Source organism: SAR202 cluster bacterium (assembly GCA_016872355.1).
In the GTDB taxonomy this organism is placed as follows: Bacteria; Chloroflexota; Dehalococcoidia; order Lucifugimonadales; family VGZY01; genus VGZY01.
On sequence record VGZY01000007.1, the window covers coordinates 55,507 to 79,036 of the forward strand.

At 62.4% G+C, this 23,530-nt stretch carries 24 protein-coding genes, 2 tRNA genes and 2 pseudogenes; 5 read left to right on the plus strand and 23 right to left on the minus strand.

What is annotated here, in order from left to right; translation table 11 throughout:
• Nucleotides 1-29: 29 nt before the first annotated feature.
• Nucleotides 30-1,109, plus strand: coding sequence for a M20/M25/M40 family metallo-hydrolase (locus FJ319_03135; GenBank protein MBM3933289.1), 1,080 nt, complete (start codon nucleotides 30-32; stop codon nucleotides 1,107-1,109).
• Nucleotides 1,110-1,266: 157 nt separating this feature from the next.
• Nucleotides 1,267-2,532: a nickel-dependent lactate racemase gene (larA, locus tag FJ319_03140; protein MBM3933290.1), complete on the plus strand. Its 1,266-nt coding sequence runs from the start codon at nucleotides 1,267-1,269 to the stop codon at nucleotides 2,530-2,532.
• A gap of 72 nt (nucleotides 2,533-2,604) precedes the next feature.
• Here the strand turns inward: larA and FJ319_03145 are convergent, their stop codons facing one another.
• The 13 genes from FJ319_03145 to speD form a co-directional block, all read right to left on the minus strand.
• Nucleotides 2,605-2,841 (minus strand): hypothetical protein, encoded by a 237-nt coding sequence (locus tag FJ319_03145; GenBank protein MBM3933291.1) that lies wholly within the window; start codon nucleotides 2,839-2,841, stop codon nucleotides 2,605-2,607.
• Between the two features lie 129 nt (nucleotides 2,842-2,970).
• Complete coding sequence (locus FJ319_03150) at nucleotides 2,971-3,357, minus strand: 50S ribosomal protein L7/L12 (protein MBM3933292.1); 387 nt, start codon at nucleotides 3,355-3,357, stop codon at nucleotides 2,971-2,973.
• Nucleotides 3,358-3,459: 102 nt separating this feature from the next.
• Complete coding sequence (locus FJ319_03155) at nucleotides 3,460-4,038, minus strand: 50S ribosomal protein L10 (protein ID MBM3933293.1); 579 nt, start codon at nucleotides 4,036-4,038, stop codon at nucleotides 3,460-3,462.
• A gap of 205 nt (nucleotides 4,039-4,243) precedes the next feature.
• Nucleotides 4,244-4,957 carry a 50S ribosomal protein L1 gene (locus FJ319_03160; protein MBM3933294.1) on the minus strand — a complete coding sequence of 238 codons (714 nt, stop codon included), beginning with the start codon at nucleotides 4,955-4,957 and terminating at the stop codon, nucleotides 4,244-4,246.
• Between the two features lie 77 nt (nucleotides 4,958-5,034).
• Nucleotides 5,035-5,460, minus strand: coding sequence for a 50S ribosomal protein L11 (rplK, locus tag FJ319_03165; GenBank protein ID MBM3933295.1), 426 nt, complete (start codon nucleotides 5,458-5,460; stop codon nucleotides 5,035-5,037).
• Between the two features lie 106 nt (nucleotides 5,461-5,566).
• Complete coding sequence (nusG, locus tag FJ319_03170) at nucleotides 5,567-6,127, minus strand: transcription termination/antitermination factor NusG (GenBank protein ID MBM3933296.1); 561 nt, start codon at nucleotides 6,125-6,127, stop codon at nucleotides 5,567-5,569.
• A gap of 4 nt (nucleotides 6,128-6,131) precedes the next feature.
• Nucleotides 6,132-6,350 (minus strand): preprotein translocase subunit SecE, encoded by a 219-nt coding sequence (gene secE, locus FJ319_03175; GenBank protein ID MBM3933297.1) that lies wholly within the window; start codon nucleotides 6,348-6,350, stop codon nucleotides 6,132-6,134.
• Nucleotides 6,351-6,353: 3 nt separating this feature from the next.
• Nucleotides 6,354-6,521 carry a 50S ribosomal protein L33 gene (gene rpmG, locus FJ319_03180; protein ID MBM3933298.1) on the minus strand — a complete coding sequence of 56 codons (168 nt, stop codon included), beginning with the start codon at nucleotides 6,519-6,521 and terminating at the stop codon, nucleotides 6,354-6,356.
• Nucleotides 6,522-6,642: 121 nt separating this feature from the next.
• Nucleotides 6,643-7,842: an elongation factor Tu gene (gene tuf / locus FJ319_03185; protein MBM3933299.1), complete on the minus strand. Its 1,200-nt coding sequence runs from the start codon at nucleotides 7,840-7,842 to the stop codon at nucleotides 6,643-6,645.
• Between the two features lie 20 nt (nucleotides 7,843-7,862).
• Nucleotides 7,863-7,935, minus strand: a tRNA-Thr gene (locus FJ319_03190).
• Between the two features lie 37 nt (nucleotides 7,936-7,972).
• Nucleotides 7,973-8,060: transfer RNA gene (locus FJ319_03195), tRNA-Tyr, on the minus strand.
• 290 nt (nucleotides 8,061-8,350) lie between these two features.
• Nucleotides 8,351-9,256: an agmatinase gene (speB, locus tag FJ319_03200; protein ID MBM3933300.1), complete on the minus strand. Its 906-nt coding sequence runs from the start codon at nucleotides 9,254-9,256 to the stop codon at nucleotides 8,351-8,353.
• 47 nt (nucleotides 9,257-9,303) lie between these two features.
• Nucleotides 9,304-9,723, minus strand: coding sequence for an adenosylmethionine decarboxylase (gene speD, locus FJ319_03205; GenBank protein MBM3933301.1), 420 nt, complete (start codon nucleotides 9,721-9,723; stop codon nucleotides 9,304-9,306).
• Between the two features lie 367 nt (nucleotides 9,724-10,090).
• On the opposite strand from speD, the gene nirK reads away from it, so the two are divergent.
• Complete coding sequence (gene nirK / locus FJ319_03210; GenBank protein MBM3933302.1) at nucleotides 10,091-11,137, plus strand: nitrite reductase, copper-containing; 1,047 nt, start codon at nucleotides 10,091-10,093, stop codon at nucleotides 11,135-11,137.
• 73 nt (nucleotides 11,138-11,210) lie between these two features.
• Here nirK and FJ319_03215 read toward each other — a convergent pair whose 3' ends face one another.
• The 4 genes from FJ319_03215 to FJ319_03230 form a co-directional block, all read right to left on the minus strand.
• Nucleotides 11,211-14,576, minus strand: a complete 3,366-nt coding sequence (locus tag FJ319_03215) for a VWA domain-containing protein (protein MBM3933303.1) — start codon at nucleotides 14,574-14,576, stop codon at nucleotides 11,211-11,213.
• Between the two features lie 111 nt (nucleotides 14,577-14,687).
• Nucleotides 14,688-15,278 carry a CoA pyrophosphatase gene (locus FJ319_03220; GenBank protein ID MBM3933304.1) on the minus strand — a complete coding sequence of 197 codons (591 nt, stop codon included), beginning with the start codon at nucleotides 15,276-15,278 and terminating at the stop codon, nucleotides 14,688-14,690.
• Between the two features lie 95 nt (nucleotides 15,279-15,373).
• Nucleotides 15,374-16,276: a CbbQ/NirQ/NorQ/GpvN family protein gene (locus FJ319_03225; GenBank protein ID MBM3933305.1), complete on the minus strand. Its 903-nt coding sequence runs from the start codon at nucleotides 16,274-16,276 to the stop codon at nucleotides 15,374-15,376.
• The gene (locus FJ319_03230; GenBank protein ID MBM3933306.1) at nucleotides 16,276-16,893 is read right to left on the minus strand and encodes a dephospho-CoA kinase; all 618 of its coding nucleotides are present in this window, start codon (nucleotides 16,891-16,893) and stop codon (nucleotides 16,276-16,278) included. The genes FJ319_03225 and FJ319_03230 overlap by 1 nt, the downstream gene beginning before the upstream one ends.
• A gap of 206 nt (nucleotides 16,894-17,099) precedes the next feature.
• On the opposite strand from FJ319_03230, the pseudogene FJ319_03235 reads away from it, so the two are divergent.
• Together FJ319_03235 and FJ319_03240 are read left to right on the plus strand one after the other, a co-directional pair.
• Nucleotides 17,100-18,464 (plus strand): annotated as a pseudogene (locus FJ319_03235) (replication-associated recombination protein A).
• A gap of 67 nt (nucleotides 18,465-18,531) precedes the next feature.
• Nucleotides 18,532-20,862 carry a response regulator gene (locus FJ319_03240; protein MBM3933307.1) on the plus strand — a complete coding sequence of 777 codons (2,331 nt, stop codon included), beginning with the start codon at nucleotides 18,532-18,534 and terminating at the stop codon, nucleotides 20,860-20,862.
• Nucleotides 20,863-20,871: 9 nt separating this feature from the next.
• On the opposite strand, the gene FJ319_03245 is transcribed toward FJ319_03240, so the two are convergent.
• The 6 genes and pseudogenes from FJ319_03245 to FJ319_03270 all read right to left on the minus strand — a co-directional run bounded on the left by FJ319_03245 (nucleotide 20,872) and on the right by FJ319_03270 (nucleotide 23,530).
• Nucleotides 20,872-21,438 carry a TlpA family protein disulfide reductase gene (locus FJ319_03245; protein ID MBM3933308.1) on the minus strand — a complete coding sequence of 189 codons (567 nt, stop codon included), beginning with the start codon at nucleotides 21,436-21,438 and terminating at the stop codon, nucleotides 20,872-20,874.
• A 7-nt stretch (nucleotides 21,439-21,445) separates the two neighbouring features.
• Nucleotides 21,446-22,021 carry a c-type cytochrome gene (locus FJ319_03250; protein MBM3933309.1) on the minus strand — a complete coding sequence of 192 codons (576 nt, stop codon included), beginning with the start codon at nucleotides 22,019-22,021 and terminating at the stop codon, nucleotides 21,446-21,448.
• 297 nt (nucleotides 22,022-22,318) lie between these two features.
• On the minus strand, nucleotides 22,319-22,429 hold the full coding sequence (locus FJ319_03255; protein MBM3933310.1) for a copper chaperone PCu(A)C: 111 nt from the start codon (nucleotides 22,427-22,429) through the stop codon (nucleotides 22,319-22,321).
• Nucleotides 22,414-22,917 (minus strand): copper chaperone PCu(A)C, encoded by a 504-nt coding sequence (locus FJ319_03260; protein ID MBM3933311.1) that lies wholly within the window; start codon nucleotides 22,915-22,917, stop codon nucleotides 22,414-22,416. The genes FJ319_03255 and FJ319_03260 overlap by 16 nt, the downstream gene beginning before the upstream one ends.
• A complete protein-coding gene (locus tag FJ319_03265; GenBank protein ID MBM3933312.1) occupies nucleotides 22,918-23,334 on the minus strand; it encodes an SCO family protein in 417 nt (138 codons plus the stop codon). It lies immediately after the preceding gene.
• 77 nt (nucleotides 23,335-23,411) lie between these two features.
• Nucleotides 23,412-23,530, minus strand: a pseudogene (locus FJ319_03270) (flagellar motor protein MotB).

A 23,530-nucleotide genomic window follows, 5' to 3' on the forward strand; every position in this document is an offset into this window, starting at 1 on the left:
CCTCTCGCCAAAACGACACAGGAGACCCGATGATTAACCGAGACCGAATAGTGAAGACCTTCTGCGAGATGGCCGTTATCGACAGCCCCTCGTTCGAAGAGGACGCGATGGCCGCCTGGGCAACGAAGAAGCTGGAGTCACTGGGATTCAAGGTAGTCGCCGACAGCTACGGCAACCTGATCGCCTCCGACGGCCGCCCCAATCCCTTCATGCTCTCCGGCCACCTCGACACTGTTGAGCCGGGCCGAGGCATCAAGCCGAAGGTGGACGGCGACCGCATCGTCTCCGACGGCACGACGATTGTGGGCGGCGACGACAAGGCCGGGCTGGCGATCATCTTCGAGACGCTTGAGTCGATGAAGGAAGACGGCAAGAAGACGATTCCGCTGGAGGTAGTCCTCTCCCGTGCCGAGGAGCCGGGCCTTCAGGGCGCGGGCAACCTGGACTTCTCGAAAATCAAGTCGAAGCAGGCGATAGTCTTCGACCGGGAGGGGCCGGTCAACCGTATCACCTCCGTCAGCCCCAGCTACATCGCGTACGACATCATCATCACCGGCAAGGCAGCCCACGCCGGCATAGAGCCGGAGAACGGCATCCCCGCCATCCGCATCGCCGCGGAAATCATCACCCGCCTGCCCCAGGGCCGCCTCAACGCGGAGACGACGTTCAACGTGTCCCTTATCCAGGGCGGCTCCACGCGCAACACCGTGCCGGAGAACACGAGGATCGAGGGCGAGTTCCGCACCACGGACCTGGAGACGCTGGAGAACCTGAAGCTGGACGTCAAGGACGCCGTTGCCAAGGTGCAGAAGCTGTACCCGCAGGCGAAGCTCGAGACGGTCTTCACACCCAAGTTCGACACCTTTCGCATCAAGCCCGAGCACCCGACGACGAGGCTGGTGACGGACGCGCTGAAGAAGATCGGCCTCACTCCCGACTTCCGAACGTCAGGCGGCGGCAGCGACGCCAACGTCTTCTGGCAAAAGGGCATCAGCGCGGTGGTTATGGGCATGGCGGACTACAACATGCACACAATCCGCGAGTACGTGAACATCCCGGAGCTCATGCAGGCCTGCAAGCTCTGCGAGACAATAATAGCGGCCAAGTAGGCACGCCGGATATTATCCACTGTAGCCCGCCCCGATGCATCGGGGCCTGTGTTGCCGACAGGCGCCACAGGCGAACAAGGCAGGCACGATGAATCGTGCAAGCTACAAAAATACGGTCCAATCTGCGAAATCTGCGGTTAACCTCCCGGGAGCTCCAATGCAAGTCGACCTCGCCTATGGCGCCAGCGGCCTCAAAATTGAGCTCCCGGACGCCATAACCACCGTCATAGAGCCAACCTACCTGCCGGGCCTGCCGGACGAGCGCGGCGCGCTCAAGAACGCAATTCGCAACCCAATCGGCAAGCAGCCGCTCCGGCTGAGCGTCAAGCCCAACCAGAAGGTGGCGATATCAGTCTGCGACATCACGCGCCCTTTCCCGTCCAAGGTCGTCCTGCCGGTCCTGCTGGGGGAGCTGGCCCATCTGCCCAAGGAGAATATCTCCATCCTCATCGCCGCCGGAACGCACCGAGCGCAGACTGCGGAGGAGCTGGACGCTATGCTCAGCCCCGAGGTCGCGCGCAATTACCGCATCGTCAACCACAGCGCCTTCGACAAGGCGAACCTGGTGCACACGGGCGATACGCCTGACGGCATCCCCATCTGGCTCAACCGCCACTTCGTCGAGGCTGACTTCAGGATCACGACCGGCTTCGTGGAGCCGCACTTCTTCGCCGGCTTCAGCGGCGGGCCGAAGATGGTTGCGCCCGGCCTGGCGGGGTTCGACACGATCATGCGGCTGCACAACGCGGAGATGATCGGCAGCCCGAAGTCCGTCTGGGGCATCGTCGAGGACAATCCGATTCACACCGGCATCAGGCAGATCGCAAAGCAGACGGGCGTGGACTTCAGCCTGGACGTGACGATCAACCGCGAGCACAAGATCACGAGCGTCTACGCCGGTGAGCTTTTCGAGGTGCACAAGGCCGCTCGAAACGCCGCCAAACGCTGGGCAATGAAGTCCGTTCCGAAGCCGTTCGACATTGTGATCACGACGAACAGCGGCTACCCTCTGGACCAGAACCTCTACCAGGCAGTCAAGGGCATGTCCGCCGCCGCGCAGATCGTCAAGGAAGGCGGCACGATCATCTGCGCCGCCGAGTGCCGCGACGGCCTCCCGGAACACGGCGAGTTCAAGAAGCTCCTCTCGCAGCGCGACTCCGCGGACGGCCTGTTGGAGATGATCAACGCGCACGGCCACAACCGCCACGACCAGTGGCAGGTCCAGATCCTCGCGCAGCTGCTGAAGAAGGCCCGCATCTTCCTCAAGTCCTCGTACCTCACCCCCGAGCAGGTCCGCCTCGCCAAGATCGAGCCCACGGACAACATCGAGCGCACCGTCCACCAGGAGCTCGCCCGCCACGGCGCCGCCGCCCGCATCTGCGTGTTGCCGCAAGGGCCGCAGACGATCCCGTACGTGGGGTAAGGGGAAAGCAACCTTAATCACAAAGAGCCCCGATCCCCGGGGCTCTTTGTTCTCTGCCATGTCAACTCGGCGCTACTTCTTCGGCACCCTGCCCTCTTCGATACAGGTCATGCACACGTAGTTCTCGCCCGCCTTCTGCGCCTCGGACTTGGGGATGTTCCTCTTGCGCTGGCAGACGCTGCACTTCACCGCAACAAGCTGCGGGCCCTCCGGCTGAGGCGGCGGAGGGGGCGGCCGCTGCGGCATGCCGGGCTGTCGCGGAGGCATTCCGCTCTGTCCCTGGTTACCCGGGTTGAACCTCTTCATCATACTGTCAACTCTCCTGCGAAAGGCGAATTGATTAGACGGCGAGGGACCCTCCGACGAATCGGAGCGCCCCTTCACCGCTTGACTATCTGCTCTATTAAAGCCCTTGCAGGGCCTTTTCGCAAGACCGGACTACTGGATCTCGACCTTGGCGCCGGCCGCCTCGAGCTTGGTCTTGATATTGTTGGACTCTTCCTTGTTCACGCCTTCCTTGACAGCCTTGGGCGCGCCCTCGACCAGGTCCTTGGCCTCCTTGAGGCCCAGCGTGGTTACCTCGCGGATAGCCTTGATGACGTTGATCTTGTTCGGGCCGACTTCCTTCAGGATGACGTTGAACTCGGTCTTCTCCTCGGCGGCGGCAGCAGGCTTGCCGGCGGCGGCGGCGGCGGGGGCGGCGGCGACCGCGACAGGCGCGGCGGCGCTCACACCGAAGGTCTTCTCAAGCTCCTTGACCAGGTCGGCCAGGTCCAAAACCGTCATACCCTTGATTGCTTCCAAAATCTCTTGCTTCGTGGCCATTGTCTGGACTCCTTCCAGTGTTTCTTTACTTGGTTTGCTAGACTATCGACTCGTTGCGGCCCTGTGGGCCGGATATCCACACGCTATTAAGTTGTGCCCACTCTAGGCGGGCGCTGCAGGCGCCTCGGCGGCCGCGGGCGCGGCAGGAGGGGCGGCCTCTGCCGCCTTTTTCGCCTCTGCAACCTGGTTCAGGACGCGCGCCAGGGCGGCTATCGGCCCATTCAGCACGTACACCAGGCTTGTGATCGGCGCGTTCATCTGACCGAGCAGCCTCGCCACCAGCACGTCCTTGGAAGGGAGCTCGGCGAGCGCCTTGATCTCATCGTTCGTCAGGCTCCTTGTACCCAGCACACCGCCCCTGAGCTTCAGGTTCGTGCGGGTGTTCGCCAGGTAGTCCGTGATCGCCTTGGCCGGCTCCACGGGATCGCCGAAGCCTATGATCAGGCCGGTGGGTCCCTGGATGATCTCCTTGAGCGCTGCCTTGCCCGTGCTGTCTGCCGCGCGGTATGCCAGTGTGTTCTTCACAACCTGGTACCGGACGCCCTTGGGCCTGAGCGTCTTGCGGAGCGACGTCACCGTCTCCATTGTCACGCCGGTGTTATCGGCGCTGATGACGATGGTGCTCTTCTTGAGAAGCTCTTCAAGCTCCTGTATTGTTTCGGCCTTCTTCTGTGTCGGCACTTTTCACCTCGTTATTAAAACAAAATCCCCGCGGTCCGCAGACCCGGGGAATTAAGCCTGCCCCGGCCCGCGCAAAGCGGCCCTGGGCAGTGTAACAAATTCTCCGTAAGCCTCGGCGGGCGCGTTGGCCTTGGTCCCATTATGGGAAACCCGCTGTCTGCGGCAACAGAAGGCGACCCCGTTTACACGGGGTCGCCGGTGGAAACTATTCGCTTCTCATGTTCGTAACGGCGTTCACGTCCATCTTTACGCTGGGGCCCATCGTGCTTGTAAGGAACGCAGAGCGGATGAACTGGCCCTTGATGCCGCTCGGGCGGGACCGCACGATCGCGTCCATCACCATCGAGAGGTTATCGACAAGCTTGTTCGCCTCGAAGCTGGCCTTGCCGATGGGAAGATGCATAAGGCCGGTGCGGTCAAGCTTGTACTCGACGCGGCCCTTCTTGGCATCTGAGATCGCGCGATCGATAGCCTCCGGCGGCACGACAGTACCAGTCCTGGGGTTGGGCATGAGGCCCTTCCTGCCGAGCACGCGGCCCAGCCGGCCGATCTTGCCCATCATGTCCGGCGTGGCTATGGCCACATCGAACTCCGTCCAGCCGCCCTCCACCTTCTTGATCAGGTCGTCTGCGCCCACGAAGTCCGCGCCGCCCTTCTGGGCCACGGAAATCGCCTCGCCGTCGGTGAAGACCAGGACGCGCACAACCTTGCCCACGCCGTGGGGCAGCACGGCCACCCCGCGGACCAGCTGGTCCGCCTGGCGGGGGTCGGCCCCTGTGCGGATGTGGAGCTCAATCGTCTCGTCGAACTTCGCGGTCGCCATCTTCTTGACGATCTCCACAGCTTCCTGCGGAGTGTACTCCCGCTTGTCCTCGCGCTGCTCGACAGCCGCCTTGTATCGCTTCGTCAGTGTTGCCATTTGTCCATGTCCTTGCTGAGCCCTCTATGGGAGCCCCGGCCGTTCGGCCTCCCTCACGAATGTGAGGTGATTTGAGATTACTTCGTGATCGTGATGCCCATGCTTCGGGCTGTGCCCTCAATGATCTTGACGGCGCCCTCAACGTCCACCGCATTCAGGTCTGGGAGCTTAGTCTTTGCTATCTCCTGCACCTTGGCCGAGGTGAGCGTGGCCACCTTGTCGGTCTTGGACTTGCCGCTGCCCTTCTCGATTCCCGCAGCCTTGCGCAGAAGCTCAGAGGCGGGCGGCGTCTTGACCTCGAAGGTGAACGAGCGGTCCTCGAAGATCGTCAGCACAACGGGGACGATCTGGCCGGCCTGGGAGGCTGTACGCTCGTTGTACTCCTTCACGAAGGCCATGATGTTAACGCCGTGCTGGCCTAGCGCCGGGCCTATGGGAGGCGCAGGCGTTGCCTTGCCGGCAGGGATCTGTAGCTTTACTATCGCTTTGACTTTCTTGGCCAACCCTCTACCCCGATTCTTGCATTCTTCGAGTACTGCCTGACTGATGCAGGCGCCTGCTTTTGTGCCCCGATACATCGGGGCGGGCTACAGTTTGCCGGTTAATCGCCTAAGCCTTTTCAACCTGCAGGAAGTCCAGCTCGATGGGCGTCTCCCTGCCGAAGAACAACACGAGCACCTTGACCTTGGAGCGGTCCGGGTAGACCTCGTCGATCATACCCATGAAGTCCTGGAACGGCCCCTCGACGATTCTCACCGTCTGGCCCTTCTCCAGGCCGGACTTGAGCCTCGGCTTGGAAGACTCCATTTGCTTCATAATCGCCTCTACCTCGCGTTCCTCGAGAGGCACAGGCTTGGGTCGCTTGTCGTTCTCATCCTCTGCGGAAACGAACCCGGTCACACCCGGGGTGTTCCGCACAACGTACCAGCTCGTATCATCCATCTTCATCTGTACGATGACGTAACCCGGGAAGACTCTTCGTGATACAGAGGTGCGCTTGCCGCCCTTGATCTCGACCTCTTCCTCGGTGGGAACAACGACCTGGTAGATCTTGTCCTTCATATCCATGGAGGCTATGCGGAGCTCCAGGTTCTTCTTGACCCTGTCTTCCTGTCCGGAATAGGTGTGTACGATATACCACCGCACCGGCGTTTCAGCAATTGCAGCCATTACGCTATAGCCCCACGAACCAGTCCATGAGCCTGTTGAACGCCAGGTCCACGCCGCCGAGGAACACACCCATGACCGCCGAGACCGCGATGACCATCATGGTCAGGCGGAAGGTCTCTTCCCTCGTAGGCCAGGTCACCCTGCGCAGCTCGCCGGTAACCTCGTTAAAGAGGCGCACGACACTGAAGCCACGGGTTGAGGGGGTCCCGGTCTGCTGCAGCATTGGTTACCTGACCTCCTTGTGGAGGGTGTGCTTGCGGCAGCGCGGGCAGAACTTCTGAAGCTCAAGGCGCTGCGGGTCGTTGCGGCGATTCTTGTTAGAGTTGTAGGTCCTCTCCTTGCAATCGACGCAGCCCAGGGTGATCAATTGTCGGTTTTCGCCTTTGCGGGCCATGTTACCCTCGTCTCGGCAGTCGGCAGTAGCCAGTCAGCAGTCAGCCGGACAGGAGGCCGGAAACCGGCGATTGGACCTGGTCTGGCTGACTGCCGACTGCTGACTGCCTACAGCTAAGCAGTTACTTGGTGATCTTGGTGATAACGCCGGAGCCCACGGTCCTGCCACCCTCGCGGATAGCGAAGCGGAGCTTCTCCGTCATAGCTACGGGCGTGTGCAGCTTGATCTGCATCTCGATGTTGTCACCCGGCATGACCATCTCAACGCCGTCCGGCAGCTTGATCTCGCCGGTCACGTCGGTCGTCCGGATGTAGAACTGCGGCTTGTACCCGCTGAAGAACGGGGTATGGCGGCCGCCCTCTTCCTTGGACAGAACGTAGACCTGGGCCAGCGCCTCGCTGTGCGGTGTGATGCTGCCCGGCGCGGCAAGGACCTGACCGCGCTGGATGTCATCGCGCTCAATACCGCGCAGGAGCAGACCGCAGGCGTCTCCGGGCTCCGCCTCGTCCAGAGTCTTGTGGAACATCTCGATACCGGTTGCGACAGTCTTGCTGTTCGCGCCCATGCCGAGAATCGCGACTTCCTGGCCAACCTTCACGGTGCCCTGCTCAACGCGGCCGGTCACAACGGTGCCGCGGCCCTTGATGCTGAAAACGTCCTCAACAGGCATCAGGAACGGCTTGTCCTTCGGGCGCTGGGGGACGCGGATATACGTGTCTACCGCGTCCATCAACTTCCAGATCCTGCCGCCCCACTCCGACTCTCGGGAGACGTTGTTGTCCTCGAGGGCCTTCAGCGCGCTGACGCGGACGATTGGGATCTCATCTCCCGGGAAGCCGTACTTCGTAAGAAGCTCGCGGACCTCAAGCTCGACGAGGTCCAGCAGCTCGGGGTCGTCCATCAGGTCGACCTTGTTCAGGGCGACGACGATCCTGGGCACCTCAACCTGGCGGGCCAGGAGGATGTGCTCGCGCGTCTGGGGCATCGGGCCGTCCGGCGCGCTCACCACGAGAATGGCGCCGTCCATCTGGGCCGCGCCGGTGATCATGTTCTTGATGTAGTCGGCGTGGCCCGGGCAGTCCACGTGGGCGTAGTGGCGGGTCTTGGTCGCGTACTCCACGTGCGTGATGGCGATTGTGACGCCGCGCGCCCGCTCTTCAGGAGCATTGTCGATCTGGTCGAAGGGGGTATAGTTCGCCAGGCCCTGAGAGGCCAGCACCTTCGTGATCGCCGCGGTCAAGCTTGTCTTGCCGTGGTCAACGTGGCCGATAGTCCCAACGTTAAGATGGGGCTTGTCCCGTAGGAACTTCTGCTTTGCCATTCCGTCTCTCCCATGTATTAAGCCCTCAACCAGATTCGAACTGGTGACCTCGTTCTTACCAAGAACGTGCTCTGCCGACTGAGCTATGAGGGCATTTTGATTTTGATACCGGTCGTTCCAAAGAGTCAGTTGGTGGAGAGAGCAGGATTCGAACCTGCGTAGCGCTTCCGCGCGCCAGATTTACAGTCTGGTGGTATTAACCGCTCACCCATCTCTCCGAATTGACAAGAAACTAGTTTAGCACAGCAATTCCGCCAAATCCAAGACCGCCTCCCCGGAACGCAAAATCTTCCCTGCTCTTCTGTAACACTTGAAAGGGTTAACTACAGGAGCGGAAGATTGCCGTTGCACGGTCTCGGTTGGCGCGGCCGCCGTATTCCGGTGGCGCTCGCTTTGCGGTCAGTCGCTTGGGCGCGGGTGTGAGGTAAAACTCAACGAATACCAAAGCCGACGTCTAGTATCGGCCTACAGGACATTCTATACGAACGCTCCCCGAAGGTCAACAACTTCAGGAATAGATGGTGGCGTAGGCCATCACCTTGTACGCCAGCTTCGCCGCGATGTAGGCGCACGACTCGGGACCCTCTTCCGGGGCGAGCTCGACGACATCGAACCCGACGATCTTCTTGCTCTCCCCTACCGCGCGCAGTATCCGCGTGATCTCCGCCCAGCTCAGCCCGCCGGGCTCCGGCGTCCCTACCCCGGGCATAAGAGCCGGATCGATAACGTCCAGGTCTATTGAGACGTAGACGTTATCGGGCAACGCGGACACGATGCTCGCCGCGATATCCTGCTGCTCGAGGGGAGCGTTCGGCCAGAAGAACACCGGTAGCGAATTGGCGCGTATGAAATCGCGCTCCTCGAAGCATATCGTCCGCACTCCCACATGCACGGTCGGGACCATCTCGTTGATGCGGCGCGCCACCGAGGCGTGCCCCCAGGGAGCGTCCATATACTCGTCCCGCAGGTCAGCGTGCGCGTCAAAGTAGAGAACGGCCATGTCCGCGTAGCTGTCCTTCAATGCCCGGACGGCGCCGGTCGTGACGGTGTGCTCGCCGCCGAGCAGGCCGACCAGCCGGCCCGGCGCAGCGACAGCCCTGACGGCCTGCTCTACCCTGTCGACCATCGCCCTGGGGCCGCTCATGTCCGGCTCTATTTCCGGCGTGGTGTATATCCCCATGGCGGAAACGTCGCGGTCGAGCTCCAGGTCGTAGTCTTCCAGGTGGCGCGAGGCGTTCAGTATGGCGCGGGGCCCGTACCGCGACCCTCCCCGGTACGAGGTGGTGCTGTCGTAAGGCACAGGCAGAAGAACGACCCGGGAGTCGCCCGGGCCGTTATCGGGTTGCGCTAGGTCAAGAAAGGTGTGCCAATTTCTCGGCACACCTTTCAATAAGTCGCCTTTTTTTGGGGCCATGGCTGAACCTGTTTAAGGTCTGTTTATGGCGATGTTGCAGGCTTGCGTTACGCCTTTGCGGTCGCAGGGACGCGCGCGGCGGCCGCCTGCCTGGGGTTCTCGTACTCCAGCCCGCGCGGCAGCGTCCACGTCTTGACCTCGGACAACGAGAACGTCTTTTTTACGTCGTCAAGGGACGCCTCAACGTCAAAGTCCTTGCACGAGAAGATATCGATGTTCACGTAGCCCCTGTCAGGGAACGTGTGGATGCTGATATGGCTTTCCGCGATGATCACCACGCCGGATACGCCCCAGTCGCCTGGGGTTGGGCCATAGTAGGTGTACACTTGGGGCGGAATAATCTTCGTCATTTTGATGATGCCAGGATACTCATCCAGGAATCTGTGGACCAGTTCCTCGCTCTTGAGCTTTTCCGGATCAGCACCGTATCCATCAATTACCAGATGCAACCCAGTTCCTCCAGCTATCACATTTGGTATGCAGATACGTGGATTCCACGTCAAGCAAGAGTCTAGTCTATCATTTCTTGCCACTCGAAGCAATGGATTTCATAGCACGAAAAATAAGAGCCCGGTATTCGCCGGGCTCTACTCGCGCGAGCTTTTCCAGGTATCCTACCGTTAGACTATACCGCGGATCGCTCCCCGGCAATGGGACTCGAACCCATGTCTCCTGACCTACAATCTTATCACTTCTCTGCCCGCCTACCCTCACTGACCCTCCACAACAACCCTTGATGGATTTTTCACGATTCGTTCGTCCTTCTTCACGCCCCGTTTACCTCCAGAAGCGACGATATCCAGCGACAAGACTTCAACAGGAGGGATAACGTCGATGCGCCGAATAGCAAGACCCCTGATGGTCCTCTTTGTATTTGCTGTGATCCTTCTCGTCGCGTTGGTTTGCCAGGGCTCCGCCGCTTCAAGCCCAAACCGGCCGGCACGGACCGAGACCGCGCAGCTGGTATCGCCCCCGCTGGCGCCTGACCCCATCTCCCGCAAGACGCCGGCGGTGGTCACCGTCAATCTCGAAACCACGGAAGTCACGCGGCGCCTGGCGGACGGCGTGGACTACCAGTTCTGGACGTTCAACGGCACCGTGCCCGGCCCGATGATACGTGTGCGCCAGGGCGACACGGTTGAGCTCACGCTGGCGAACAGCGACGAGTCCAGGGCCGCTCACTCCATCGACCTTAACTCCGTCACCGGCCCAGGCGGCGGGGCCGTCTACACGCAGGTCAGCCCGGGTAAGGAGAAGTCGTTCAGCTTCAAGGCGCTGAACCCCGGACTGTACGTCTACCACTGCGCGACGTCCCTGATTCCGCAGCACATCTCGAATGGGATGTACGGCCTGATCCTGGTGGAGCCGGAGGGCGGCCTGCCGAAGGTGGACAAGGAGTTCTACGTCATGCAGGGCGACCTGTACACTAACGAGGGACGCGACGCTCAGGGGCTCCACACATTCTCCCTGCAGAAGATGGTGGACGAGAACGCGGACTATGTGGTCTTCAACGGCGAGGTCGGCTCCCTGGTCGGCGACAAGGCGCTGACGGCCAACGTCGGCGACAGGGTCAGAATCTACTTCGGCGTCGGCGGACCCAACATCACGTCGAGCTTCCACGTCATCGGAGAGATCTACGATGAGGTCCACATGGAGGGCGCGTCGGAAGGCACGAAGAACGTGCAGACGACTCTCGTCCCGGCGGGCGGCGCGGCCTGGGTGGACTTCAAGGTCGAGGTTCCCGGCACGTACACGCTCGTGGACCACAGCCTGGGCCGCCTGTTGAAAGGCGCGGCGGGCCAGCTGGTCGTCCATGGCGACCAGGCGCCGCACATCTTCGCACCCATCGGCCAGGATGTGAGTGACGCCGCGGCCCACTAGAACCAGTAATCAAAAAAACAGGCCACGTACGACGTGCGTGGCCTGTTTGTGATTTCATTTGAGCGGGGTTCCGCTACATCGTCAGCCGCTCGTACAGGTAGAGCAGGCGGCGAGGCAGGGTGAAGATGTCGTCCAGGACCTCGTAGCCCATGTCGTCCATCATCGTCTTCAGGTAGTCGTGGCCGTTCTTGTCCACCGTCAGGCAGAAGGACATGACGCCCTGGGCGCGCGCCTCGTCCAGCGCGGCCTTCGTGTCGTGGACGGCGTACTCCTTCTCCACGCCCTCGCGGCTGTAGCCGCGGTCCTGCGGGCGGCCGTCGCTGATCAGGAACAGCAGCTTCGTCTTGGCTGTGCTGTGCTCCAGCTTTGAGGCTGCGTGGCGTATCGCTGGCCCCATGCGCGTGGCGTGCAGCGGCGCGATCTTATCGATGCGCTTCTTGACCTTCTCGCCGAAGGTCTCGTTGATGTCCTTGATCGTGTAGAACTCCACGTTCTCGCGGCCGTAGCCGGAGAATGCGTAGATGCCGTACACGTCGCCGATAGCCTCCAGCGCGTGGGTGAGGAGGACGCAAGCCTCCTTCTCCAGGTCGATGATGCGCTTGTAGGAGCGCTTCATCCCGTCGCCGCGACGGTTGCGGAGCCACGCCATGTACTCTACGGGGTCGCTCGGCGCGTCCCAGTCGTCCGAGCCCTTGCGCGTCTCGTCGATGGCCTCGGCCGTGGACGCGCTGGTGTCCAACAGGAAGACCACGGCGACGTCGCGCTGGACCTTGTTGCGGCGCCAGAACAGCTTGTCGCTCGGGCTGGAGCCGGTCCTGATATCGACCATCGCCTCGATAACGTCGTCGATGTCGATCTCCTCGCCGTCCTCCAGCCTGCGCACCTTGCGGAACATCTCGGGCACCATCAGCTCAAACTGGCGGCGTATCTGGTCCACGAGCGCGCCGTAGCTATGGAGCGTCGTGCCATAGTAGGCGGGGTCGCCCTCCGCCATCGGCTTCTGCCGCACGATGCACCAGCGCGGCTTGTAGTCGTTGGCGCGGAAGTCCCATTCGTCGTAGACGAACGTCTGAGGCTCGTCAGCGTCCAGCGCGCCGCCGTCCTCGTCCACATGAGCATGCGGCACCTGGCCGCCCTCCGGGTTGTTCGGTGTGGCCGTGCCGGCCTGCTTCATCAGGTTGTCGGTCATCTCCGCGCTGACCTTCTGCAGGTCCGCACCGTCCCCTTCCATGTCGAGCTCCGCCGAGTTCTTGAGCAGCTCCTCAAGCTGCTCCTGCGTGATCTCCTGCGACTCGCCTTCGCCGCTCTGCCCCTTCTGCATCCGAAGCTGGGAGAGTAGCTGCACCATCTCCGGCTTGAAGTCGCCGCGATAGTCCACGTCCTCGGAGGGCTGGTACTCCTGCTCCTCCGCACCCTTGTTCTGCGACTCGCCGCCCATCCCGTTCAGCAGGTTCTGCAGCATCTCTTCGAACGACTGCTCCTGTTCGTCGTCGTCTCCCTCGTCGCTGGGATCGAAGTCCGCCCACTCGTCCTCGTCGATCTTCTCGTTAGGCACGTCGGCCAGGATGGCGTAGATGCGGAGCGTCGCCTCCGCGGTATCCTCCACATTGGCGCGCGCGTCGGTCACCTGGCGGGCAATTGCCGCGATCTGGCGCGCCTGCGCCACGTACTCTGCCGGCACGGGTATCTCGCCCTGATGCTCAAGGCTAAGGCGCACGAGCATCTCCATCATTGCCTCTTTCATGGGGAGCGACTTTATCTCCGGCCTTCCGGACAGGGAATCGCGCTGCACGCTGATGTAGGCTCGCTTGATGCCCGCGTACTCCGCCTTCACGCGCGAGTCCAGCCTCGAGTCCTCCACAACGGTGAAGATGTCCAGCGCCAGCTTGCGCTCGTCGAAAAGGTCGAAGTAGCGCTGCATATCGGTTAGCCACCCGCGCTCCGCGCTGTCATCGCTGCCATTGTCAGTCACCGCCTCCATCGCCTTCTGCAGCTTGGCGGCAGTGCTTTCGCCTTCCGCCTTCGGCTGCTCTTTCTTGCTGACTGCCAACTGCCCACTGCTCACTGCCGGCTCCCGCCCCCCCAGCTCCGGCCGCATGTCCTGGAACAGCGTCGAAGGCCTCTCGTACTGGAAGTCGAAGCTCCCGAACTCGAGGTGTGCCACCTGGTGCGTGGACACGACCTTGAACAGGGCGAAGTTCTCCTGCTTTGTGGCGTACTTGTCGACAAGATTGGGCACATAGACCGTTGTGCCCTCCGTCGTCGGCGCCTCGCTGGATACCCACCCTATCTTCTTCTCCGCCAACTCCTCGCTCGCCGCCAGCTTCACCTCCGCCCCCGCCAGCGCGCGGCAGTAGAGCTCCATCAGGTCCTGGATACGGGTGAACTCAATACTGGCGGACAATGCCTCCAGCGACGCCTGGGAGCGCGATGACTCCAGACGAAAGAAGGCGAGTCCCCCGTCAGGGTTCTCGTGCATCAGCCGCACGCCCTCCTCGAACCACTTTTCGAGCTGGTTGATCGTGACGCGCTCCATCGCGGCCGGCGTGCTCTTGATGAAGTCCGGCATTGCGGCCGGCGCCTCGCGCAGCAGCGCCTCAGAGAGCTCCAGAAGCCTCTCGTGGTGCTCTTCGGGGACCTGGGAGAGCGCCTGAGACACATCCAGCATGGCGGCCGGCACGTTCATGTTGCCGGCCTTGTTGAGGCTGTCGGCTATTGCCAGGTAGCGCTTGCGCTGGTCCGGCTGGACTGCCGGAAGAGCCTTCGCCAGCGCCTCGTACAGCCCCTTTACCTGCCTCCAGCTCACGTCAGACAGGGCCGTGGACAGAGAAATCAGCGCGCCCTTGGTGTCGCCGGCCGTCGCCAGCAGCGGAAATACCTTCTCGGAGAGCGCCAGGCAGTCCACCGCCGCGTCGTACGAGCGGTTGGCCAGCACGTCCAGAAACCCCACGAACTTGTCGAGCTCCGGCACGGTGAGCGCTTCGACCAGTACGGACCCGGACTGGAAGAATTTACATGCAAGGGTGCTGGACTTCCACGTGCCCTTATAGAGGCTCTTACCCATGGCCGCCCAGTTCTCTACGTACCTGGGACGCAGCTTGGAGAGCGTGGAGGGGCTTGAGGTGAAGTAGCAAGCCGCCAGCGTGGGCGATTCCTGGCTGAGGGCCGTGCCGCTCTCCACCCACTTCATGAAGTAGTTGAACGGCATCTGCCCGAAGATGCGCGGGCTGGCCCTGAAGTACTGGCACGCAGCTTCCCAGGAACGCACAGACTGCTGCGCGATGGCGAGTCCACACTCCGCCCACGTATCCATCTGGTCCTTCCGCATGGTGACGGCGAGGACGGACAGCGCCGCATTGAAGTCTTCCAGCGCCACTGGAGGGAACTTCTGCAGCTCGCCCCTGATGCGGTCTATGTTGTTCAACCCCGACTCTTCCACGAAGCCTCCTGGATCCCAGCGGGTCTCACCATTCTGTATCTCCCCCTCAGGGGGAGATGTAGCTGCTCTGAGCGACAGAGAGGGTGTCGCCCTCTGCCTCGGCTGTCCCTCTTATCTCCCCAACCCCATCTCCGCCGCGCCGCTCTCAATAACCTCGAATAGCCTGTGAATCACCTGCGCCGTCGCGCCCCAGATAACCTCGCCGCCGTACGCATACCCCGGCCATGCCACCAGCCTTCCGCCGGTCAGCCTTACCTCATCGCGACGGCATCTTTTATCATATAGCGCCGCCAGGGGAATCTCCAGAACGGCGGCAACCTCCCGCTCGCTCGGTTCCCACGGGTACGGGTACGGAATCGTCCCGACGTAAGGGCTGATGACGAATCCCGTGCTCGTAGCCACGTCGTCAAGCTCGCCGAGCACAGTAATGTCCGCCGGCGCTATCCCCATCTCCTCGTGCGTTTCCCTGAGCGCTGTGTCGCGCAGGTCACGGTCCGCCGGGTCCATCCGCCCTCCGGGGAAAGCTATCTCCCCTTTATGCCTCTCAACGTGCGCGCTGCGCTTGTTCAGCAGCAGGCAAAGCTCACCGTCCTTGGGATAGACAATGACCATTATCCCGGCGGGCTGGAGCGCAGAGTCGTCCACCGCCCGTTTGGGACAGGCGTCCAGGCACCGCCGCAATGTATTTTCGAAAGAGGACATGACAGACCTTCCGGCCCCCCCCAAAAAACCGGGAGGCCGACGGTACGCTTCGTTCCGCGGCCTCCCTTTATGCCGATGTAGCTCAACCGCCGCAGTTACTCGAAGATCGAGGCCGCGACCTCCTGGATGCTGCTCTGCAGCGACTTGTCGTCAGTCACAGACCAGTTCACGGCGACCTGGCAGGCCCTGCGCGGCGCAATCCCCTGGGCGATCATCTTGCCCGCGTAGATCAGCAGGCGCGTGCTCGCGCCCTCAGCAAGGCCGTGCTCCTTCAGGTTGCGTATCTTCTCGCCCAGCTTCGCAAGCCGGTTCGCCGTGTCCGTGTCCACTCCCGCCTCGTGCTCGATGATCTTCGCCTCGATCTCCCTCGGCGGCGGGTTGAACTCGATGGACACAAAGCGCTGGCGCGTGCTGTGCTTCAAGTCCTTCAACGCGCTCTGGTAGCCCGGGTTGTAAGACATCACCAGCAGGAAGCCGTCCGCCGCCTCCAGCAGCTCGCCGCGCTTCTCAATGGGAAGGATGCGACGGTGGTCGGTGAGCGGGTGAATAAGGACCGTCGTATCCTTACGCGCCTCGACGATCTCGTCCAGGTAGCAGATACCGCCGGCCTTCACAGCGCGGGTGAGAGGACCGTCGATCCAGATGGTGCTGTCGCCCTGCAGCAGGTAGCGGCCCACAAGGTCGCTCGCCGTCAGGTCCTCGTGGCACGCAATGGTCACCAGAGGCAGATTGTGCTGGGTAGCGGTTGAGTCCGCTCCGCCGTTTCCGGCCTGCTTCTTGACCGTCCTGAGCGACTTGCCCAGCTGGTACGACATGTACTCGACGAACCGGGTCTTGCCGCAGCCGGTGGGGCCCTTGAACAGGACCGGTATCTTCTGGCTATACGCCGCCATGAAGAGCTCCACCTCATCGCCCACGGGCACGTAGTAAGGCTCCTTGGTCAGGTGGTACTCTTCGATAATGTAGCTGCGGTAAAGGGTCTGAGTGCGGTTTGTCATTAGCTGGACTTGCGCTTCCTGATTTGGGGTGCCCGGTCGCGCCATAGCGCCTCGACACGGGCTTGCAGCTCATCTTTGCTGCCGTTATTTTCGATGACGACGTCGGCCAGGAGGATTCGCCGGCTCTGGGGCATCTGAGACTTGATCCTGGCGCGGACGGCCTCTTCCGTCAGGCCGTTTCTGCCGCAAACACGCTCGATAGCGCGCTCCTCGGCGGCGTCGGTGACCCAGATTTCGTCCACGAGGGAGGACCACCTGGACTCCACCATCACGGCGGCTTCAACGACCGCGACCTCAACGCCTCGGGCCCGCGCATCGTCAAGCATCGCCTGGACGCGCTCGCGGATCAGCGGATGCACAATTGCGTTGAGATGCTCCAGCGCCGCCTTGTCGGCGAAGACGATGGCGCCCAGCTTCCGGCGGTCCACCTCGCCGTTTTCCGCCAGAATGCCCTCGCCGAATGCCGACACAACTGCGGCCCAGCCGGGCGCGCCATTGCGGTAGACCTCGTGGCCCACCTTATCGGCGTCGATTACCTCGGCGCCCAGCTCCTTGAGTATCGCCGCGACCGTCGATTTGCCGGTGCCGATGCCGCCGGTCAGGCCTATGGTTATCATATCTTTTTGGCGCGCTTGCCGACGTTACCCATTCTAGCAACGGCCAAAGTTGAGGGTCAATAGAAAGGGGTTGGTATACAATGTCCCCATAGGCTGGTTCCCGGTCTAACCATACCCTGGACCTTGCTCTGAACCCCGATGTCGCAGATACTCTATGACCCCCGGGAATCGGGAAGTCTTCGAATCGAGGCTGAACCCCATACCCTATGACTCTCTTCGAGCACAGCGCAAAAGGGCGGCTTGAACGTGAGGCGCCGCTGGCCTCCCGCATGAGGCCGCGCAACTTTGACGAGTACGTGGGGCAGGAGCACCTCGTCGGGCCGGGCCGCGTGCTGCGCCGCGCCATCGAGGCCGACCAGGTCCCCTCTATGATCTTCTGGGGGCCTCCGGGCACGGGTAAGACCACACTGGCGTTCCTGATATCCCACGTGACAAAGAGCCACTTCACGCCCATCAGCGCCGTCGGCTCGGGGGTAGCCGAGCTGCGACAGGTGATCAAGGAGGCGCGCGACCGCCTGGGCCAACAGGGGCTTCGGACGATCCTGTTCATCGACGAGATCCACCGCTTCAACAAGGCGCAGCAGGACGTGATCCTTCCCCATGTGGAGGACGGCACAATCGTCCTGATCGGCGCGACGACGGAGAACCCCTCGTTCGAGGTCAACTCCCCCCTGCTCTCCCGCGCCCGCGTCTTCACCCTCAAGCCGCTCACGGACGAGCAGACCGAGCGCATCATACGCATGGCCGCAACGGACAAAGAGCGCGGCCTCGGCAACCTGGACCTGAGGATCGACGACGATGCGATGAAGCTAATGGTGACTATCGCCAACGGCGACGCGCGCATGGGGCTCAATATCCTGGAGGTGTCAGCAAAGGCGGGCACGCTAGCTGCGGACGGCTCGCGCCACGTCACCGCCGAGATCGTCGCGGAGGCCGCCCAACAGCGCACGCAGCTCTACGACCGCGCGGGAGACCAGCACTACGACACTATCTCTGCGTTTATCAAGTCCGTTCGCGGCTCCGATCCGGACGCAGCCGTCTACTACCTGGCGCGCATGATTGAGGCGGGGGAGGACCCGTTGTTCATCGCCCGGCGACTTGTCATCCTGGCGGCGGAAGACATAGGCATGGCCGACCCGCACGCCCTGCCCATAGCCGTCGCCGCGCAGCAGGCCGTGCACTTCATCGGCATGCCGGAGGGTCGCATCGTCCTCTCAGAAGCGGCGGTATATCTGGCCACCGCGCCCAAGAGCAACGCCTCGTACATGGCAATCAACAAGGCGATCGATGACGTTCAGAAGACCCGCAACGACCCCGTCCCCATGCACCTGCGCACGCCGTCACGGGCCTGATGAAAGAACATGGGCTACGGCAAGGGCTACAGGTACGCCCACGACTTCGAGGGCAACTTCACTCCAATGCAAAACCTGCCTGAAAGTCTCAAGGGCAAGCGCTACTACATCCCCGGGACTAACGGCTATGAGGCCCGCGTCGCTGAGCGTCTGCGAGCGTGGTGGGGCGAGCGAAGCGACCCGGGCGACGGCGGCGAAAAGGGCAAATCGTCGAAATAATGCGTCAAATGTAACGTTTCCCCCCTCTCGCGGCGTAAACATAGTAGAAGGGGTTTAACATTCGAATATGGCCATCTACGCGCTGATCTCACTCCTCTCGGCGATGGCGAGCCTCTGCCTGGGCGCCTTCGTCCTTGCGCGCGATACGAAAAACCCACTGAACCGTGTCTTCATGGGGTTGTCGGTCGCGGTGGCCTATTCTGCGTTGTGCGAGTTCGGCCTTCGCCAGGCCGACGGCAGCCACGAAGCCTGGCTCTGGATGAGGGCCGCATTCGCATGGCCCTTGATCCCCGCCACCTTCCTCCACCTGTCCCTCCTCCTCAGCGAACGTGAACGACCGCTCCATCATCGTGCCACGCTTCCCGCAGTTTACCTCCCGGCCATTCTCATCGCCGCATTTGACCTCTCCACAGTCCTGATTTCCGGTAACCTGCACCCCGCCTACTGGGGCTGGACTTATGATTTCCCTCGGGGCACCTTCGCAGGTGTTCTCGCTGCCGCATGGACCGTCGCCGTACTGGGAGGCGGGGTGGCCCTCCTGCTGCGGTACGTAATGGAGTCCCACAACCGCCGGCTGACCAAACAGGCGTCGTTTATCCTCCTGGGCGCATGGATTCCAATCGTGGCGTTCACCGCGAGCGTAATCGCCATGCCCGCAATCGGCCTTGAATACCCCAACTTCGTTTACGCTTTCTACGTGGCGGGGATGGGCTTCTTCGCGTATGCAATCTGGAAGCACGACCTGTTTGCGCCCGAGATGCTTATTGTCGCCAGGGAAACAATTGGCCAGATGACTGACGCGTTCTTCCTCGCAGGCCATGACGGGCGGATCAGAGAGGTCAACCCCGCCGCGATGCGCATCACCGGCCTGAACCGCGCTCAGCTCCTGGGGAAACCGATAGAGCAGCTTCTTTACTTCCCCGACGGGCGGGGCTCCGCAGGAGCGCAACAGATCCGGGACCTTATGCTCTCCGGCACAAAGTCCGAAATGGAGATAGCCGTCAAGACGGCCTTTGGCGCCCTTGCACCCCTTTCCATGTCCATTTCACCCATCCGCGGCAGCGGCGAGGAGCCCTTCGGCATGGTCCTGATAGGCCACGACCTCACGGAGCGAAAGTGGGCCGAGGGACAGCTCCGCAAGGCGCATGACGAGCTCGAGGCGCGCGTCAAAGAGCGGACGGCCGAGTTGGAAAAGGCGTACAACTCCCTGAGCGTCGAGGTGGAAAACCGCCGTAAACTGGAATCGCAGCTCGTGCAGACACAGAAGATGGAGGCCATCGGCACGCTCGCCGGAGGGGTCGCCCACGACTTCAATAACCTCCTGTCGGCCATTCTTGCCTACTGCCAGGTCGGCCAGATGACCGCCAAGCCGGGCGACCAGAACGTCACGTACTATAAGGAGATCCAGAAGGCAGCCGACCACGCGACGCATCTCACTCGCCAACTCCTCACCTTCTCCCGCAGGCAGGTGGTGGAGCCGCGCAATATCGAGATGAATGAGACAATCGCAGCGCTCCACAAGATGCTTCGCCGTCTCATCGGCGAATCGATTGAGCTGGTGACCCTGCCCTCTTCAGAGTCCTGCCTGGTACGAGTGGACCCCGGACAGATGGAGACTGTGCTGGTCAATATGGTGGTGAATGCGCGGGACGCGATGCCCATGGGCGGCCGAATACAGATTGAGATAAACAGGCAGACCACCCATCATGGCGACGGCGCACAGGAGAAATCGACAGGGAAGCGCTATGCAGTGGTCTCAATAACGGACACTGGCGTCGGGATGTCGGAGGAGGTCAGGTCGCAACTCTTCGTCCCCTTCTTCACCACCAAGGCAGTCGGCAAGGGCACCGGGCTGGGCCTCTCAACCTGCCACGGCATAGTCACCCAGGCGGGAGGACACATAACAGTGGAGAGCGACCTCGGCAAGGGCTCCACCTTCCGTGTATATCTGCCGCTGGTTGACCAGCCTTCCACCGTGGTGGATATCAAAGCCGGGCTGGCCGGGTCCCCCACAGGCACGGAAACCGTTCTGCTGGTGGAGGACGACGGCTCGGTACGGGAAATCTATGACCGGCTCCTCAGGCGTTGGGGCTACAAAGTGCTCACCGCTTCCAACGGCGTCGAGGCGCTTCGGGTGTGCGCCGAGCACCAGGACGAGAACATCGACCTCCTGATTACGGACGTGGTCATGCCGTTCATGGGCGGGAGGGAACTGGCCGAGAAGCTGCGCGAAACGCGGCCGAACACGAGGGTGCTCTTCACTTCCGGATACCCAGAGGACAGCCTGGTCCACAGCGGCGGCGGGACTGTCACGGTTGCGACCGATGCCTTCATACAGAAGCCGTACACGACGGATGCCATGGCCCGTAAAGTCCGCCAGGTACTGGAAGGTAAATAGACCCACGCGTCAGTCCGCCAGTATCAACCGGACCTGCTGGTCCAGCGCCTCGTCCGTGATGGCCCCCGACCAGCGGCTTGCGATCTTGCCTCTGCGGTCGATGCACACCGTTACCGGCAGACCAGATACGCCGTATGCCGCCCGCGCCTCTTCCGACGGCGGGATGCCCACAGGGTACGTCACCCCAATCTCGCGGATGAAGTCCCGCGCCTGCTGCTCGCTCGCCTCCCCCGGCAGGCCCATGTCCACGCCGACAACCGTCAGCCCCAGGTGCCCGTAGTCCCGGTAAACGTGCTCGAATATGGGCATCTCTTCGCGGCACGGGCCGCACCAGACCGCCCAGAAGTTGACGATCACCGGCTTCCCGCGCAGTTCCGAGAGCCCGAGCGACTCGCCGCCATCCGCGCTATCCCCCTGGTACAGCGATATGCTGAAATCCGCCGCGCGGTCAGCGGCGCGCCCAACTACGGCGCCCGCCCACAGGAACGCAAGCGCGCCGGCAATCAGCGTCGCCGCGTCGATGAAGACCGCCCGCCGCATTCTCCCTCTGTTGTGGCCCACTGTGGTGTCATCCATGCCGGCCTCACTGTTTACCTGCGAAATCGCGCAGGTAGTTGATCAGGCGCCATATCTCCTCCTCGGTCATCGCGCCGCCCAGCGCCGGCATGCCTGAGCCCGGGAGGCCGTTGGAGACGGTGGCGAAAAGATAGCTGTCCGGGTGGATCGGCACGTGCTCGTTAAGGTCGCTGGGCGCAGGGTCAAGCGAGGACGCGAGCGGGCCGTCGCCAAGCCCTCCGTCGCCGTGGCAGACGGAGCAGAACTGGAGGTAGGAAGTCTTTCCCTGGTCGATAGAGGCGGCCGTCGCGGGGAATGGGTTTTCGGCCGGGACTACGTAGTCGGACTCTCCTACACCCGCTCCCTCCACGAATGTCAGAACGCCCACGAGCAGCACCATAGCGCCGCCCGCGAGCGCCCCTATGCCGCGGATACCCGTAAACCCTCCCATTATCAGCCCGGATACTTGCACCAGAATTCCTGCGAGGGTTAACTGTGCACCGAGTAGTACGGTAGGGTTTGGGCCGGGGGATACGTGGTACGTGAGCTGGCCGTCCGGGTGGGCTGAGCATACGTAGTCGAAGCGCCCGGGGTTCTTGAACACCTGGGACGCGGCGCCGCCGGGCTGTACGTACAGCCCTCCGAGCTTGTGCGGCGCCGTGTCCTCGTTTCTAAGTACAAACGTATCCTTGCTACGTAGAAAGATCTCGCGCGGGATAGGGTCAAAATCCTCCCCGCGCGCGAGCCTCTCCGTAGTGCCGGCCGGAATTGTTATGACAATCTCCTCCGGGCATTCAAGACCTTCGCCCAGTACATCCAGGCTGCGTAGAGGGCGCAGGCCAGTGCGACACCGGCGGCCCAGAGGAGGATGAGCTTCTTCTTCCGCTGGGTGTCCATAGGGCTACGGCGCCCTGACTTCGGCTTCGACGGTGACATTGCCGCTGTCACGGAAGCTGAGTATTACGATGACGCTGTCGCCGACTTTGACGTCTTGCTTCAGGTCCAGGAGCATGACGTGGAGGCCCCCTGCTTTAGCTCTGCCTTGCCGCCTGCGGGGACCTCGATCAGCTCGACGGGCGACATGCGCATGACGTTGTCCACCATCTTCGATTCGTGCAGCTCCGTCCTGGTTGCGACGTCGCTGCGGGCGGAGACGAGGGCATCGCCCTTGTTGCCGTCGTTCACGATGGTCATGTAGACGGCGGAGGTTGCGCCTGAGCCCATCATTCCGGCGGTTGGGCTACCCATCATCGCGCCTGGGGTCCCCGAGCCCATCATGCCGGGCGTCATGGAAGCGGCTGGCGTCATGGAGCTTGGGCTCGTCGTGGACGCCGGCCTGGCCCACGCGCCCTGCACGCCTATCTTCGCGGCGGGCTGCGCGGTAGCGGTCGGCGGGACGGGTGTTGCGGACGGCTCGTCTTCGTCGCACGCGGCCAGCAGGAGCGCCAGCAGCGCGGCAAGGGCGAGCATTGAGACCAGCTTCAGGTTACAGTGTGACATTTAGTTGACTCCTTCATCGAGGACGCGGTTGATATCTTTGACCATGTCTTCAGGCAGCGCCCCGAACGGGAACTGGACGTGGAGCTCGCCGTCGCGGCCTACAAGGTACAGAAACGCGCTATGGGCTATGAGGTAGCCGGCCGCGCTTCCCTGCACGTTCTCCCTCACCACCGAGACGCCAAAGTCGTCCCATATCGCTTCCAGCGTGGGGCGCTCACCATAGAGGCCCAGGAAGGTGGGATCGAAGACGGAGAGGCGGTTCTTGAGGGCGGCGGGCGTATCGCGCTCCGGGTCCACGGTGATCATCAGGAAGGTGATCTCGTCCGCCCGGTCACCCAGTGCGCGCTTGACCTTGAGCATATCGGCGAGGCTCATGGGGCACACGTCGGGGCAGTAGGTGTAGCCGAAGTAGATCATTGCGAGTGGCCGGTCGGAGGCGCCCAGTCGGAACTGATCACCGTTGTGATCGGTGAGCTCAAAGTCCTGGACGAACCGGGGGGGGGGGGGGGGGGGGGGGGGGAGGGTTTGGGGGGGGGTGGGTTGGGGGGGGGGGGGGGGGGGGGGGGGGGGGGAGGGAAGGGGGGGGAAGAGGTTTCTGAGTGTAGATTTAAAG

Bases quoted from the DNA above. Each gene is read 5' to 3' on its own strand.
- FJ319_03135 (MBM3933289.1), top strand. From the start codon at position 30: ATGATTAACCGAGACCGAATAGTGAAGACCTTCTGCGAGATGGCCGTT.
- larA (MBM3933290.1), top strand. From the start codon at position 1,267: ATGCAAGTCGACCTCGCCTATGGCGCCAGCGGCCTCAAAATTGAGCTC.
- FJ319_03145 (MBM3933291.1), bottom strand. From the start codon at position 2,841: ATGATGAAGAGGTTCAACCCGGGTAACCAGGGACAGAGCGGAATGCCT.
- FJ319_03150 (MBM3933292.1), bottom strand. From the start codon at position 3,357: ATGGCCACGAAGCAAGAGATTTTGGAAGCAATCAAGGGTATGACGGTT.
- FJ319_03160 (MBM3933294.1), bottom strand. From the start codon at position 4,957: ATGGCAACACTGACGAAGCGATACAAGGCGGCTGTCGAGCAGCGCGAG.
- nusG (MBM3933296.1), bottom strand. From the start codon at position 6,127: ATGGCTGCAATTGCTGAAACGCCGGTGCGGTGGTATATCGTACACACC.
- secE (MBM3933297.1), bottom strand. From the start codon at position 6,350: ATGCTGCAGCAGACCGGGACCCCCTCAACCCGTGGCTTCAGTGTCGTG.
- rpmG (MBM3933298.1), bottom strand. From the start codon at position 6,521: ATGGCCCGCAAAGGCGAAAACCGACAATTGATCACCCTGGGCTGCGTC.
- tuf (MBM3933299.1), bottom strand. From the start codon at position 7,842: ATGGCAAAGCAGAAGTTCCTACGGGACAAGCCCCATCTTAACGTTGGG.
- speB (MBM3933300.1), bottom strand. From the start codon at position 9,256: ATGGCCCCAAAAAAAGGCGACTTATTGAAAGGTGTGCCGAGAAATTGG.
- nirK (MBM3933302.1), top strand. From the start codon at position 10,091: ATGCGCCGAATAGCAAGACCCCTGATGGTCCTCTTTGTATTTGCTGTG.
- FJ319_03220 (MBM3933304.1), bottom strand. From the start codon at position 15,278: ATGTCCTCTTTCGAAAATACATTGCGGCGGTGCCTGGACGCCTGTCCC.
- FJ319_03225 (MBM3933305.1), bottom strand. From the start codon at position 16,276: ATGACAAACCGCACTCAGACCCTTTACCGCAGCTACATTATCGAAGAG.
- FJ319_03230 (MBM3933306.1), bottom strand. From the start codon at position 16,893: ATGATAACCATAGGCCTGACCGGCGGCATCGGCACCGGCAAATCGACG.
- FJ319_03240 (MBM3933307.1), top strand. From the start codon at position 18,532: ATGGCCATCTACGCGCTGATCTCACTCCTCTCGGCGATGGCGAGCCTC.
- FJ319_03245 (MBM3933308.1), bottom strand. From the start codon at position 21,438: ATGGATGACACCACAGTGGGCCACAACAGAGGGAGAATGCGGCGGGCG.
- FJ319_03255 (MBM3933310.1), bottom strand. From the start codon at position 22,429: ATGCTCCTGGACCTGAAGCAAGACGTCAAAGTCGGCGACAGCGTCATC.
- FJ319_03260 (MBM3933311.1), bottom strand. From the start codon at position 22,917: ATGTCACACTGTAACCTGAAGCTGGTCTCAATGCTCGCCCTTGCCGCG.
- FJ319_03265 (MBM3933312.1), bottom strand. From the start codon at position 23,334: ATGATCTACTTCGGCTACACCTACTGCCCCGACGTGTGCCCCATGAGC.